This is a genomic window from Aggregatilinea sp. (assembly GCF_036822615.1).
Lineage (GTDB): Bacteria > Chloroflexota > Anaerolineae > Aggregatilineales > Aggregatilineaceae > Aggregatilinea.
This window is the reverse complement of record NZ_DAISHJ010000021.1, coordinates 45,408-59,558: the sequence shown is the minus strand read 5'-3', so window position 1 is coordinate 59,558 and position 14,151 is coordinate 45,408. Positions and strand designations below refer to the sequence as shown.

The 14,151-nt window shown below is 64.4% G+C and carries 12 protein-coding genes and 2 pseudogenes; 11 read left to right on the top strand and 3 right to left on the bottom strand.

What is annotated here, in order from left to right:
* The 3 genes and pseudogenes from V7116_RS25760 to V7116_RS09170 form a co-directional block, all read right to left on the bottom strand.
* A pseudogene (locus V7116_RS25760) lies at positions 1–142 on the bottom strand (hypothetical protein); the annotation flags it as partial.
* Between the two features lie 6 nt (positions 143–148).
* Positions 149–1,153: a mevalonate kinase gene (gene mvk, locus V7116_RS09175; RefSeq protein ID WP_324391608.1), complete on the bottom strand. Its 1,005-nt coding sequence runs from the start codon at positions 1,151–1,153 to the stop codon at positions 149–151.
* An 83-nt stretch (positions 1,154–1,236) separates the two neighbouring features.
* A complete protein-coding gene (locus V7116_RS09170) occupies positions 1,237–2,403 on the bottom strand; it encodes a WD40 repeat domain-containing protein (protein ID WP_324391607.1) in 1,167 nt (388 codons plus the stop codon).
* A gap of 239 nt (positions 2,404–2,642) precedes the next feature.
* Between V7116_RS09170 and V7116_RS09165 the strand changes: the two genes are divergently transcribed.
* From V7116_RS09165 to V7116_RS09120, 11 genes and pseudogenes are all read left to right on the top strand, one after another.
* Entirely contained in the window at positions 2,643–3,269 is a 627-nt protein-coding gene (locus V7116_RS09165; protein ID WP_324391606.1) for a TetR/AcrR family transcriptional regulator, read from the top strand.
* Positions 3,270–3,341: 72 nt separating this feature from the next.
* On the top strand, positions 3,342–4,271 hold the full coding sequence (locus tag V7116_RS09160; RefSeq protein ID WP_324391605.1) for an alpha/beta hydrolase: 930 nt from the start codon (positions 3,342–3,344) through the stop codon (positions 4,269–4,271).
* A 201-nt stretch (positions 4,272–4,472) separates the two neighbouring features.
* On the top strand, positions 4,473–5,237 hold the full coding sequence (locus tag V7116_RS09155) for a glycerophosphodiester phosphodiesterase (RefSeq protein WP_324391604.1): 765 nt from the start codon (positions 4,473–4,475) through the stop codon (positions 5,235–5,237).
* A gap of 17 nt (positions 5,238–5,254) precedes the next feature.
* The gene (locus tag V7116_RS09150; protein WP_324391603.1) at positions 5,255–6,301 is read left to right on the top strand and encodes a polyprenyl synthetase family protein; all 1,047 of its coding nucleotides are present in this window, start codon (positions 5,255–5,257) and stop codon (positions 6,299–6,301) included.
* Between the two features lie 364 nt (positions 6,302–6,665).
* Entirely contained in the window at positions 6,666–7,910 is a 1,245-nt protein-coding gene (locus tag V7116_RS09145) for a branched-chain amino acid ABC transporter substrate-binding protein (protein WP_324391602.1), read from the top strand.
* A 597-nt stretch (positions 7,911–8,507) separates the two neighbouring features.
* Positions 8,508–9,686, top strand: coding sequence for a branched-chain amino acid ABC transporter permease (locus V7116_RS09140; RefSeq protein ID WP_442891804.1), 1,179 nt, complete (start codon positions 8,508–8,510; stop codon positions 9,684–9,686).
* A 1,142-nt stretch (positions 9,687–10,828) separates the two neighbouring features.
* Positions 10,829–11,092 (top strand): annotated as a pseudogene (locus V7116_RS25755) (ABC transporter permease subunit); the annotation flags it as partial.
* A 3-nt stretch (positions 11,093–11,095) separates the two neighbouring features.
* Entirely contained in the window at positions 11,096–12,043 is a 948-nt protein-coding gene (locus V7116_RS25750) for a branched-chain amino acid ABC transporter permease (RefSeq protein WP_442891803.1), read from the top strand.
* Positions 12,040–12,858 (top strand): ABC transporter ATP-binding protein, encoded by an 819-nt coding sequence (locus V7116_RS09130; RefSeq protein ID WP_324391599.1) that lies wholly within the window; start codon positions 12,040–12,042, stop codon positions 12,856–12,858. The genes V7116_RS25750 and V7116_RS09130 overlap by 4 nt, the downstream gene beginning before the upstream one ends.
* 30 nt (positions 12,859–12,888) lie before the next feature.
* Entirely contained in the window at positions 12,889–13,602 is a 714-nt protein-coding gene (locus V7116_RS09125; RefSeq protein ID WP_349258487.1) for an ABC transporter ATP-binding protein, read from the top strand.
* 28 nt (positions 13,603–13,630) lie between these two features.
* Positions 13,631–14,146: a hypothetical protein gene (locus V7116_RS09120; protein ID WP_324391598.1), complete on the top strand. Its 516-nt coding sequence runs from the start codon at positions 13,631–13,633 to the stop codon at positions 14,144–14,146.
* The last annotated feature ends 5 nt before the right edge of the window (positions 14,147–14,151 follow it).

Genomic DNA, 14,151 nt, shown 5'->3' with positions numbered 1-14,151 from the left:
TCGTGGCGCGATCCAGGTTCATCGAAATCGAGGCGTTCAGCGGCAGACGCAGCGTGTCGTCTTTGCGGCCCCAATACTTAATAAAGGCAATGTTCGCACACGCGACCGCCGTCGCTTTGCCGTCCGTCACGTTCCCCGCCATCGTCGTTTACTCCCCTTCGCGCCGGACTCCCGGCGCGCCCGGTGCAATCCGTACCACTTCGCCCCCGGCGGCTTCCAGCGCCGCCTCGACCGCCGCGCGGCGATCCTCCGGTACGAGCGCGATCATGCAGTCGCCGCCGCCCGCGCCGCTCAATTTCGCGCCGTATGCACCCGCGTTCCGCGCCGCGAAGACCAGCGCCGCCGTCTCCGCCACATCCACGCCCAGCGCGTGCGCCAACCCGTGCTGCATATCCATCACCTCGCCCAGGCGCGCCCAATCGCCCCCCTCGACCGCCGCGCGACCGTCCCGCGCAAGCTGTGCCATCACGTCGAAGATGCCCTCCATCGCAGCAGGCCACGCCGCGAGGCGCTCCCCCACGCGCCGGACATAGGTGCTCGTGTCGGCCTTGATGCCCGAATAGCCGACGACCAGCGGGAGCGGGGGCGCGTCCAGTGGCACGATCTGGCGCGGCGTGCCGTTGTCGTAAAACAGCGTGCCGCCGTAGATCGCCGCCGCGAGATCGAAGCCGGAGCCGGTGTGCTGCACGCGATGGATCGCGTCGAAGCCCAGCTCGAACAGGCGCAGCGGCTCGATCGTGACGCCGTACACCTGCGCCAGCCCGAACAGCGCGGAGGCCACCGTCGCGGAGGAGCTGCCCAGCCCGTACTGGCTGGAAAAATCGCTGTGCGTCTCGATCGCCACGCCGCGCGGCAGGCCGTACGCCTCGCGGAAGACGGCCAGCGCGCTTTCGATGAAGCGCGTGCCGCGCGCCAGCCCTTCGCCGCCCGCGAACGCTTCCGCCAACCGGCCCTGCACCCGCTCGACGCCCACGTCCGGCGCGGAAATGGTGAACGTCTCGTCGCCGGGCGCGGCAAGGGTCAGGGTCATGTGCAGGCGCGCGTCCATCGCCGTGACGAGGCACGGGCGGTGATGCACGACGGCATGCTCACCGAGCAGCATCAGCTTGCTGGGCGCGGAAACGTGAACGGGGGTGGTCGCAAACTCGGACACAGGGCGGCTCCTGGTGGATCGGCGCGCCCGAAGTGTAGATCAGTTGAAGCGGGGCGGCAATGGAAAACCACGCTGCATCCGGCTTAATCGACCGTCCCCCACACGCGGATGTCCTCGTATTCGCCAACCGAAAACAGCACCATCTCGGTCGGACTGAAGGCAACTTTGACGACCGGCGCGGTGTGCCCCGTGAAGGTCGCAACGGTTCCCCGCGCGGCGAGATCCCACAGGCGCACGGTGTAGTCGCTGCTGCCCGAAGCCAACAGCATACCGTCCGGGCTAAACGAGATCGTATTGACTTCTCCGCTGTGTCCCTCCAGCACGGCGATCCGCGTCCAGGTGGCGACGTCCCACAGCAGAATCTTGTTGCGGGAGACGACGGCCAGCAGCGTACCGTCAGGACTGAACGCGATGACGTTGAGCGCGCCGTTCGAGAAATCCTGATCTTCCCGGTCCAGCGTCACGGCCAGGGCCGGAGCAGCCGGATCGGACACGTTCCACACCGTGATCGCCGTCGCAAAGCTGGCAGCAGCCGCCAGCAGCGTGCCATCGGGACTGTAAGCGATGCCCTGCGTCGCGCCTTCGCCGCTGTGGAAGCTGCCGATCTCCTGCTGCGTGGCGACGTTCCACAGGCGGATCGAGTCGCTCATCGCGGCGGACGCCAGCACGGCGCTGTCGAAGCGGAACGCCAGATCGCTGAGGTACGACACGCCTCCCGGCAGGTTGGCGATCACCCGCGAGGTTTGCGCGTCGGCCAGGACTACGTGGTCGATCCCGTAGGCCAGCACGGCCCCGTCGGGACTCACCGCAAACGCGCTGAGAGAGTCGACGCTCAACCCAAACCCATGAGGTCGCGCGGTGACGCTGCTGAGATCGATCCAGGCCAGGCCGTCGAACGCCGAATTGACCAGCAGCTTATCGCCGGATGCCCAGGCGATCTGATCGATGAAGTCCGGCAGCGTCCCGTAATACGTCAGCCCGCGACGTTCGGGTGCGCTCGTCGGCGTAGCGGTGTACGTCGCAGTCGGCGTCGCGCTCGGCGTGAAGGTGGGCGTCGGCGTGACTGCCTCCCCACCGAACAGCCGGTTTGCCGTCGCCTGTACTGCCGCCGCCGTTTCCGTCTGGTCCGGCCCCGTCAACGTGCCGGTCGGGGACTGCCGGAGTTCGATGCCCTGTACCGGCGCAATCGACAGCATCAACAGCCCTATCGTCAGGAGAGAAAGGACAAACAAACTCGACCGTATGCGCATCGTCGTTTCCTAAAGAGTCCTGCTGTCTCATAAATCCATACGGTTCCAGTATAGAAGGGTAAGTTGAGATACTTCAACTCACTACCGTAATCGCTAAGTCGGCTACATGTCACATGCAGCGCAAAGGCAGTCGGTCAGCGAAAAGATGCCCTTGACGGCGCGCGGAAAGTATCATAAACTGAACGACGTTCATCATTGAACGTCGTTCAGTATAATACGGCGTTCAAAAGGATGGGTCTATGGAGCCGGATGGGCCAACCCGCCAGAACCGGATCGAACGCAGGAAAGCCGCCACGCGGCGCAAAATCGTGGACGCAGCCAGCCGGTTGTTCAAGGCGTACGGCTTCGACGCCACCACGATGGAGCAGATCGCGGAAGAAGCAGATGTCGCCAAGGCGACGCTGTACAGCTACTTTCCGGCCAAGGAAGCGATCCTCAACGAATACGTGAAGCAGGCGTTTCAGGAACAAAACGCCGACAAGCGCGCGCTGCTGCGGGATCTGCCGGATACGCGCGCGCGCCTGACGGCGATCCTGAACGAGCTGATCAAGCGGGTGCAGGCACAACACGCCATCTTCGAAAAGTACCTCGCCTACCGGGTCCAGAACGTCGTCTCGCTGCATCCCCCGGAGGGCGGGACGGTCAAGAGCGACTTCGACTCGTTAGCAGACGAGATCATCACGCTGGGACAGGCCGCGGGCGAGATTCGCGCCGACTTGCCGCGCGACATGCTGATCGACCTGTTCGAGTTCGTGTTCGTTGAGGTCGCCAAGCGGTATTACATGCAGCCGGACGCATTCGATGCGCGCGCGGCGGTTGCGCAGGGGGTGAGCCTGTATCTGAACGGCGCCAGCCCTGCCCCGTAGATCCGCTCCGCCTCGACCTCGCCTCGATTATCCGCGCCTTCGGGCGCACCACTCCATGCAGGAGAATCCACCATGCCCAGCATGAAGAGCCGTATGGTGATCATGATGCTCAAGCACGGCCACCTGTTACAGGGCCAGTTGAAGCGCCGGACCGTGATCGACATGAATACCTCGATCCTCGACTACCGCGCGGAGACGGATCGCGCCGCCGGACTGATCAGCAAGCCGCCGGAAGGGATCGACGTCGTGTCGGTCCAGATCGGCGACGTGTACGCCGAATGGATTCAGCCGCCTCAGGCCGCGCACGACAAAGCGATCCTGTACTTTCACGGCGGCGGGTACGTCTGCGGATCGTGCCGGGGCCACCGCCAGCACGTCGCCAAGTTCGTGAAGGGCAGCGGCGTGCCCGCACTGCTGTTCGAATACCGCCTCGCGCCGGAGCACCCCTACCCGGCAGCGCTCGATGACGCGCTCGCGGCGTACCGCTGGCTGCTCGATCAGGGCACCGATCCGTCACGCGTCGTCTTCGCCGGAGATTCGGCGGGCGGAGGGCTGGCCCTGGCGACGATGCTCGCCGCACGCGATCAGGGCACGCCGCTGCCCGCAGGCGCGGCGGTGCTCTCGCCGTGGACCGACCTCAAGTGCACCGGGGACTCGATCCGCGCGAAGGCGAAGGTTGATCCGTTCACGCCCAAGGGCGCGTGGCACGTTTTCAGCCACTACTACACCAAAGGCAGCGACGCGGGCCACCCCTGGATCTCGCCGCTCTACGGTGACCTGAGCGGGCTGCCGCCCGTGCTCATCGCGGCGGGCGACTGCGATGGGCTGTTCGACGACTCGACGCGCTTCGTGGAGAAAGCGCAGCGGGCTGGAACCGACGCGACGCTGATCGTCGGGGAAGGGCTGTTCCACTGCTACCCGGTCTGCGCGCCGATGTTCCCCGAAGCGACGCAGGCGATGGCCCAGATCTGCGCGTTCATCGCGGCCCGCGCGGCGGCGTAGAGCGAAAAACGATCCACCTTCTTTCGGGGAAAGAAAGCGGGCAAAGAAAGCCGGAGTTCGCCCTCGTTCCCTGTCGCGGAAGGCGGCAGGGAGCGGGGGCCATGTGTGGGGGCAGCGCCCCAGCGCCCGGTTTCCTCACAACATGGCGTGCCCGCCAAAACACAGTAGAATCGGCCCAGCGCAGTCACCTTCTGGAAGCGTATGGGCACATCACCTTCAACCACACTGGTCATTCCCGGCAAACCCCGGCCTTATATCATGGCACACCGGGGCAACTCGATCGAGTGCCCCGAAAACACGCTGGCCGCGTTCCGGCGCGCGTTGGCCGATGGCGCGGACATCCTCGAAACGGATCTGCACCTGACGGCGGACGGAGAATTTGTGTGCATTCACGACGCAACGGTCGATCGCACCACGTCCGGCAGCGGGCCGGTGGGCGCGCTGACGCTGGCGCAGATCAAACGCCTGAGCGCGTCGTATGGCCGCGCCGGGTTCGAGATCGAGCGCGTCCCGGCGCTGCGCGAGGTCGCGGCGCTGCTTCCGCCGGATGTGGCGCTGGCGCTGGAACTGAAGACGGATCGCTTTCTGGAGCCGGACGTATGCCGCCAGCTCGTCGCAACGCTGGACGAGTGCGGCATCCGCGCGCAGACGGTCGTGCTGTCGTTCAGCCTGAGCCGCCTGCAAGCGGTGCAGGCCGCCGCGCCGGACATTCCCACCGGCCTGATCACGCTCAATAACCCCACCCCCGCGCCCCCCGTGGCGCTGCTTGGCCCACTGTGGCCGCTGCTGCTGCTCAACCCGTTTTACGTCCGGCAGGCGCACCGCCAGGGCAAGGTCGTTTGCCCGCTCGACGTGCAGTCAGAGCGGCGCGCCCGGCTCTACCAGCGTCTGGGCTGCGACGCGATGATGTCCAACGATCCCGGCGCGCTCGCCCGCGCCCTGGGCCGGACACCCCCACCCACCTAATCACGAAAGGACCCTGCATGTCTAGCACCACCTACGAAGCCCTCTTCGCGCCGATCCTCGCGGACGTCGAGGCGGAAATGCGTGCTGCCCGCCGCGAGCAAACCGAGATCGCGCCGATCCTGTGGAATGTGATCGATTACCAGTTCGGCTGGGACCTGGACGAAGGCGACAGCATGGCGCAAAAAGTCACGGGCAAAAAGATCCGCCCGCTGCTGATGGCGCTGGTCGCGCAGGCCGTGCGCGGCGAGTACCGGCACGTGCTGCCCGCCGGGGCCGCGCTGGAATTCATCCACAACTTCACGCTGATCCACGACGACGTGATGGACAGCTCCACCGACCGCCGCCACCGAGCCGCTGTCTGGACGCAGTGGGGCGCTTGGCAGGCGATCAACTCCGGCGACGGGTTGTACGCGCTGGCGATGCTCGCCAGCACGCGCCTGCGGCAGATCGGCACGCCCGCCGAAAAGATCGTGCGCGTCTTCGAGGCGCTGTCGCGCGCGTGCCTGCAAACCGCCGAGGGCCAGATCCTCGACATGGACTTCGAGCACCGCAAGCAGGTGAGCGTGGACGACTACGTGACGATGGTCGCCAACAAGACCGGTGCGCTGATCGAGTGCGCGGCAATGGTCGGGGCGGTGCTGAGCACGGATGACGAAACGATCGTCGAGCACTATACGCGCTTTGGCCGCGACCTGGGGATCGCGTTCCAGATCCGCGACGATTACCTCGGCGTGTGGGGCGACGAGGCGCAAACCGGGAAATCGGCCACGAGCGACATCCGCGACAAGAAGAAGTCGTACCCGGTGCTGGTCGCCTTCGAGCGCGCCTTGGAGGCCGACCGCGAGCAGATGGACGCGATCTACCGCCAGCAAACGCTCTCAGACGCAGACGTACAGGCCGTATTGGACGTGCTGGCCCGCACCGACGCGCAAACCCACACCGACCAGATCGCGCGCGACTACTACGACAGCGCCATGAATCGACTGGCGCAAACCGGAATCAACAACGCGGCGCAGGACGCCATCAGGCAGTATGCAGCATTCATGGTCCGCCGCGCGTACTGAAACGAACGAGATTGTGCAGATTAGCCAAAATGGTGATGGAAAGGATGGCGTATAATTCCGTGCCATATTCTGGTCAAGCTGTCACTATAAAGTTAATGGACGTGCATGTAAGTCCCTTAGTTTGACAAGCGTTCACAAATCCTGGTACGATGCACGAGAACATGCTGCACGCCAGCTTTCGTATGGGTACAGACGGTACGGAAGCTGTTCAGATCCACCAAAGACCGTCTCAGGCGTCACAAGGAGGTGATCAGCACACCTGTTGTCACGCAGTATCCCAACTCCCTTGGGCGCGCAGCGCCCCCAGTCTGATTGCACGGTGAAGTCCCTTACGTAAAGTGCGTTACAACCGAGGAGAAGTCTAATGCAAAAGTTCAAGTCCCTCCGGTTCCTGCTGCTGGTCGCCCTTCTCGCCATTGCGATTAGCCCCGTGGCGGCGCAAGACGACGAAGCGACGGTGACGGTCGCGCCCGACGATCCGATCACTATTGTTGTTGCCACCGACCTGACCGGCCCGATCGCCGAATTTGGTCTGGACATCGCGCAAGCTGTTGAAGTCGCCGTGGCCGAAATCAACGACGCTGGCGGCATCGATGGTCATCAGATCGAACTGATCACCGAAGACGACCGCTGCTCCGGTGACGAAGCCACCACCGTGGCGAACCGCGTTGTGTCCAACCCGCAGGTTGTTGCTGTGGTCGGTCACATCTGCTCCGGCGCGACGACCGCTGCCTCTGACGTATACGAAGAAGCCCGCATCCCGATGATGTCGCCCAGCGCGACCGCCGCCGGTGTGACCGAGCGCGGCCTGGACGTGGTGAACCGCGTGGCCTTCCGTGACGACGTTCAGGGCGTGGTTGACGCCAATTACATGTACAAGGTGCTCGGCCTGACCAAGATCGCCGTGATGCACGACAACGACACCTACGGCCTGGGTCTGGCGGAAGTCGTCCGCGACACCTTCACCGAACTGGGTGGCGAAGTGGTTGCCTTCGAAGGCATCAGCGTGGACGACCAGGACTACCGTTCGGTGCTGACCCCGCTCGTGACTGAATCGCCCGAAGCGATCTACTTCGGTGGTTACGTCCAGCAGGCCGTGCTGCTCGTTCCGCAGATGCAGGACGTTGGTCTGGGCGACGTGATCTTCTTCAGCGACGACGGTGTGTACGGCGAAGCCTTCATCGAAGGTGCGGCGGATGCGGCTGAAGGCGCGTACGCGAGCTTCGCGGAAACCCCCGAAACCGACCCCGAGCGTCTCGAGAACTTCGACAGCACCTACGAAGAAATGTTCGGTGTTGCGCCGGAAGATCTCGGCCCGTTCCACTACCACGCGTATGACTCGGCCAAGATGATCCTGGCCGCGATCGAAGCCGTGGCCGAGCCGCAGGACGACGGCAGCCTGGTGATCGACCGTGAAGCCCTGGTCGCCGCCGTGCGCGGTACGGCTGACTACGACGGCCTGACCGGCACGCTCACCTGCGACGATAAGGGTGACTGCGGTGCGGGTTACATCGCCATCAATACGGTTGAAGACGGTGCGTGGGTCGCGGTCGAAGTGCCGGAAGACCTCGTTGCCCCCGAGGCCATGGCGACCGAAGCCGCTCAATAACAATCAGGTGTGGGGGAAGGCAGTCATGCCTTCCCCCCTTTTTTATCGAATGTTACCAGTGCCGCGCATTGGATCTGGCTCTGGCCGCTGGTAGAATTTTGCGCAGTTCCGAGCACTGCCCGTCGCCCATTATCTCGGCGGGTCGATTATGTCCCTGCAGGGGGGGACACGGCGTGTACGCCCGTGGAATGCCACCGGCGGGCGTCGCCCTGGATGGAGGATAGCATGGCGGAAGTATCCCAGGCCCGCCGTTTCAACCGGTTCATAGAATTGGATTACGAACAACTCAGCGGTCGCTATTTTTCGTACGGCGCGCTGTTGGCCGTGTTCCGCATTTTGTGGGACATCGCCCGCACATCGGGGCTGCTGGGATCGTCGCACGAGAGCACGCTGCGATCGATCAGCTCGGCGGCAGGGGACATCCTGGGCGTCTATGCCGCCCTCGGCGTCATCGCGCTGATCTTCATCCTCATCAGCCGCGCGCGCAGCGATGAAAACATCTCGTCTTTTAAACTGGTGACCAACGTCGCGGGCGTCATTATTTTCCTGCTGTTCGCGGCACGGGTCAGCAACGTGGTCGAAACCGATCAATATCCCATCGCCGTGTGGGGCCTCCAGCTCACCAACGGGCTGGTATTGGGCGGGGTGTACGCATTGGTGGCATTGGGCTACACCCTGGTTTACGGCATCCTCTTTATGATTAACTTCGCACACGGCGAAGTCCTGGTGCTGGGCACGGTCGGCGGCTGGTTCGCGCTGGCCTACGTGTTAAGCCTGGGCGACGGCGTCTTCGAGGTCGGCGCGGCCAGCATCGCCAGCGTGATCCTGGCGCTCGTCGTCGGCATCCTGTTCCTGCCGCTGGAAACCATCGCGTCGCGCTTTGGTCGCAGTGAACGGACCGCGAACGTCGAGGTCAGCTCGACGTGGATGCTGACCCTGTTTTCGCTGCCCATTCGCTTCGGCGTGGGCGCGCTGGCCGGATACGCGCTGCTTCAGGCGCTCGGCGGTTTCGTGCCGAACGTTTACGAAGTCGTCAACACGGTCCTGGCCCTGCTGTTCATCGTCGCGTGCGGTATGCTCACCTCGACGCTGACGGCGGTCGCGCTGGAACGCATCGCCTACCGCCCGCTGCGCCGCGCGCCGCGCCTGACGCCGCTCATCAGTGCGATCGGCGCGTCGTTCTTCTTACAGCAGGCTATGGCGAATATTTTGGGGCCGCAGCAGCGGTTCTACGAGCGCCCCAAGCTGATCAGCGGCACGATTGACATTAACATCGGCAGCCTGGGCGTGATCCCGGTGACCAAAACCGGCATCATCATCGTCCTGGTGTCGATCCTGCTGATGGTGGTGCTGTACCTGTTCGTCCAACGCTCTCGCACCGGGCGCGCGATGCGTTCCGTGGCCGAAGACAAGGACACGGCAGCACTCATGGGCGTAGACGTCGATCACGTGATCGTCGTGACCTTCGCCATCGGCGCGATGCTGGCCGGAGCGGCGGGTGTGATGTTGGGCTTCCACAACCTGTCGTTCAACTGGCGCAGCGGGTTCATCCCCGGCTTGAAAGCCTTCACCGCGGCAGTGCTGGGCGGCATCGGCAACATCCCCGGCGCGATGTTCGGCGGCTTTTTCCTGGGACTGGTCGAAGCGCTCGGTCCGATTGCGCTGGGCATTCCGGCGGAATACAAGGACGTCATCGCGTTCAGCCTGCTGGTGCTGGTCTTGATCTTCCGCCCGACCGGTATCTTCGGTGAAGTGCTCTCGGAAAAGAAGGTCTAGCGATGATCTACGGGCGTGTTCAATCCTTCATTGCTTCCATCCGGCCAGGGCTGAAATCGGGCTTCATCGCCGGGCTGATCATCTCGTTCCTGATCCTGATCGGCGTGCCGGTCAACATCCCGAACCTGACCGTGTTCCTGATGCTGTTCGTGGCCGGGATCTTCGGCGTCCGCATGGGCCGCCGCCTGCGCGATGACGGCATCGCCAAGGTGCTGTGGAACGGCGTGGCGGTCGGCGTCGGCGCGACGATCGTGCCGTTCCTGCTGATGTCGCTCGTCAACAGTTGGCAGGCCCACAACATCGACGTCAAACAGTACTTCAACGCCGTTTCGACCGAAACCACCTCGATCCTCTCCGGCGTGCCGGAAGACGAGCTGTTCCCCAACCCGCCGACCAACCCGCTGACGGGCGAGTACCTGCGCGAAGACGCGGTTGCACGCACCGATCCCATGCGCCTGACGTTCGATAAGGACACGGCGCTGGTGCTCCAGTTCGGCCTGACCGGCGACTCGCTGTTCGACATCAATCTCTACATCGGCGGCTTCTACGGCTTCATGCTGCTGCTGGTCATCGTCTCGACGCTCAGCGCAGGTCTGACGCTGGCCGCCATCCGCGCCGATCTCTCCCGCTATCAGGAGAACATCTCGACCGGTCTGGGCGGCAACCCGATCACGCACTGGGGCATGCTGCTGCTGCCCCTGATCCTGTTCGGCCTGTTCTGGCTGACGCGCGGGCAGGGCGGCGGCTCCAAGCCGCTGATCGACCTGGGCGGCAGCGCGCAGCAGGTGCAGTTGTTCACCACCTTCCTGATCATCCTGTTCGGGCTGGTGTCGATCCGCTCGGCGCAGCCCAACGATCACGGCCTGTCCCCGGCGACGCAGTTCGGCATCATCACCGTCATCGTCGCCAGTTTGGCGGCGCTGGCGGCGTGGCGTATCAACGCGGCGGGCGCGAACTTCATCGGCCTATCGAACGAACCGCGCGGCAGCGAAGTCCTGAGTATCGGCATCATCGTGCTGGCGGCCTGCGGACTCATCATCCAGAGCTGGGTGGCGCTGCTGAAGCCGGGCCGGTTCGAGTCGCAGCTTGCGGGCGCGTCGATGATCGCCGTGGTCGGCATCCTGCCGCTCTACCTGAACCAGTACCAGAACGACGTGCTGACCTGGGTCGGCATCAACGTGCTGCTGGGGCTGGGCCTCAACATCGTGATCGGCTATGCGGGCATGCTCGACCTGGGCTACGTGGCATTCTTCGCGCTCGGCGCGTATGCCTACGCGTTCCTGTCGTCCAACCAGACCGTGCTGGACGACAACAACCAGCCGACCGGCCTGCGCTTCGCGGGCAACGACGAAAAAGTAGTCCAGATCGCCGCGTGGATCACCCTGACCGCCATCGTCGCGGGTCTGGTGATGTACTTCGGGCTGCGAATCTGGCAGCGCTCGAAAGCCGCCGCCGAACTGAACGCGCAGCCCAGCCGCCGCCTGTTGAAATCGATCAAGCCGTACCCGTCGAACGGGACGTCCGCGCTGCTGATCCTGATCGCAGTGGCGGCCAGTGCGGTGGCGGGCATCATCCTCGATCGCACCGGCGTCTATGACAAAGTATTCCACGGCACATCGCCGTTCCTAATCGGGTTGATCGTCGGCTTCTTCGTGGCGGGCATCGCCGGAATCATGCTCGGCATCCCGGTGCTGCGCCTGCGCGGTGACTATCTGGCGATCGTGACGCTCGGCTTCGGTGAGATCATCCGCCTGCTGTTCACCAACCTGCGCGACTTCACCGGCGGCCCGCAGGGGATTCTGCAAATCCCCCGCCCGCTGCCTGACGACGCGAAAGGCTCGATCACGTATCTGGCGCTGGTGTACCTCGTGCTGATCGGCGCGGCATTCGTCGCGTTCTTCTCGACGCGGCTCAAGGCCTCGCGCATCGGGCGCGCGTGGAACGCCATGCGCAGCGATGAAACCATCGCGCAGTCGATGGGCGTGAACCTCGTCCAGACCAAGCTGATGGCCTTCGCCATCGGCGCGGCCTTCGCCGGGATCGGCGGCGTGCTGTTCGCAGCCCGCCAGCGCAACATCTACCCGGCAGACTTTGACCTCAACGTCAGCATCACGGTGCTCAGCCTCGTCATCATCGGCGGGATGGGCAGCATCCCCGGCGTGATCATGGGCGCAATCGTGCTCATCGGCATCCCCGAAATGCTGCGCGAGCTGGCAACCTACCGCATCCTCGCCTTCGGCGCGCTGCTGGTGGCCATCGTCATCATCCGTCCCGAGGGTCTGCTGCCTGCGCCTCCGACACAGCTTGGCGAGCGCGCACGGCAGTTGGTCGGCGCACGAAAGGAAAGCGAGTCATGACCGGCGGAACCGAATCCCAACAGCCCGTCCTCCGTGCGGTCGGCGTCACCAAACGCTTCGGCGGCCTGACCGCGGTCAGCGACCTGGAACTGACGATCATGCCCGGCGAAATTGCGAGCGTGATCGGCCCCAACGGCGCGGGCAAAACGACGTTTTTCAACTGCGTCAGCGGTTTCTATACGCCCGAAGAAGGTGAGATCCACTTTTTGGGGCATCCCATTCACGGGCTGCGCCCCGACCAGATCACCGCGAAGGGCGTGGCGCGCACCTTCCAGAACATCCACCTGTTCAGCGGCATGACCGTGCTGGAAAACGTGATGGTCGGCGCGCACGTCAATCTGGCCGCGACGCCGGTCGGCGCGCTGCTGCGGCTGCCGATCAACGGCGCGGAAGAAAACGCCGCGCTGGCGAAAGCGTACGAGCTGCTCGAATTTGTCGAGTTGGCCGATTCGGCGGATCTGCTGGCGACCAACCTGCCCTACGGCAGCCAGCGCCGCCTGGAGATCGCACGCGCGCTGGCAAGCGACCCGGCCCTGCTGCTGCTGGACGAGCCTGCCGCCGGGATGAACCCGCAGGAAACCGAGCAGACCATGAACTTCATCCGGCGGCTGAGCGACGAGCGCGGCCTGACGATCCTGCTCATCGAGCACGACATGGGCGTGGTCATGAGCATTTCCGATCAGGTGACCGTGCTCGACTACGGGCGTAAGATCGCAGAGGGCACACCCGAAGAGATCCAGAAGAACCCGCTCGTCATCGAAGCCTATCTCGGCGCGCCCGCCGATCAAATCGTGTCCGGCTTCCTGGAGAGCTGACCCGCGTAAACCGACAGGACGGTAAGCAACATGCCACTGCTAGAGGTCGAGAACCTCCACACCTACTACGGGAAAATTCACGCCCTGAAGGGCATTTCGCTGACGGTTGAAGAAGGCGAGATCGTGACCCTGATCGGCGGTAACGGCGCGGGCAAAACGACCACGCTCAACAGCATCAGCGGCGTCGTGCGAAGCGGCGAGGGACGCATCGTCCTCAACGACGAGGACATCACGCACCTTGCGCCCCATCACATCGTAGAACGCGGGATCGTACAGTCGCCGGAAGGCCGCAAGATCTTCTCGCGCCTAACGGTGATGGAAAACCTGGAAATGGGGGCGTTCACGCGCCACGACACGCAGGAAGTCGCCCGCGACCTGGAATTCGTGTTCCACACCTTCCCGCGCCTGCGCGAGCGCCAGAGCCAGCTCGGCGGCACGCTGTCGGGCGGGGAGCAGCAGATGCTCGCCATTGGCCGCGCGATGATGTCGCGCCCGCGCGTCCTGCTGCTGGACGAGCCGTCGATGGGTCTCGCGCCGCTGCTGGTGCGCGATATCTTCCGCATCATCGTCTACCTGAACGAGCGCGACACGACGATTCTGCTGGTCGAGCAGAACGCGCTGATGGCGCTGGCGATCGCACACCGGGGCTATGTGCTCCAGACGGGCCGCATCATCCTGTCGGACACTGCCGAGGCGCTGCGCCAGAACGAGACGGTCCGTGCGGCGTACCTGGGCGAGCACTAGCCGCCCACTTGAGGGGGAGCAAGCTTCCGTGAAACGACTGAGTACATTATTGATCACGATGCTGGCGCTGGCCCTGCTCGTTTCGGCCTGCGGCGGCAGCCCCAAGGCCCGCGCGCGCGACATGGTCACCTACCTGCCCGAAGAGATTGGGGAATGGGAGCTGGCTGACCGCACCGAACTGCTGACCAGCACCATCACCAGCATGGGTCACATCACGCTGTCGTACGAAGGCCCCGACGACGCGATCGCGTATATCGTCGTCGAGGCGCACCCGTCAGAGGACGCCGCCGACGTGGCGATGGTCAGCCGCGAGCGCGAGCTTCAGCTTGACGGGCTGACGCTCGAAGCCGATCGCGCGCCGCAGCAAACGACCGCCCAGCTTGCGCAGACGGATCGCGTACGTTACGCGCTGCTGAAAGAGGGCGATCTGGTGGTCGAGATCGACGCCATCGCCGCCGAAGGCGAAGACCCGGTCAGCGACGACAACTTCGCCGCCCTGCTGGACGCGGTGCGCGGCGGGCTGGCGATGACTGTGGAAGACTAGCGCTT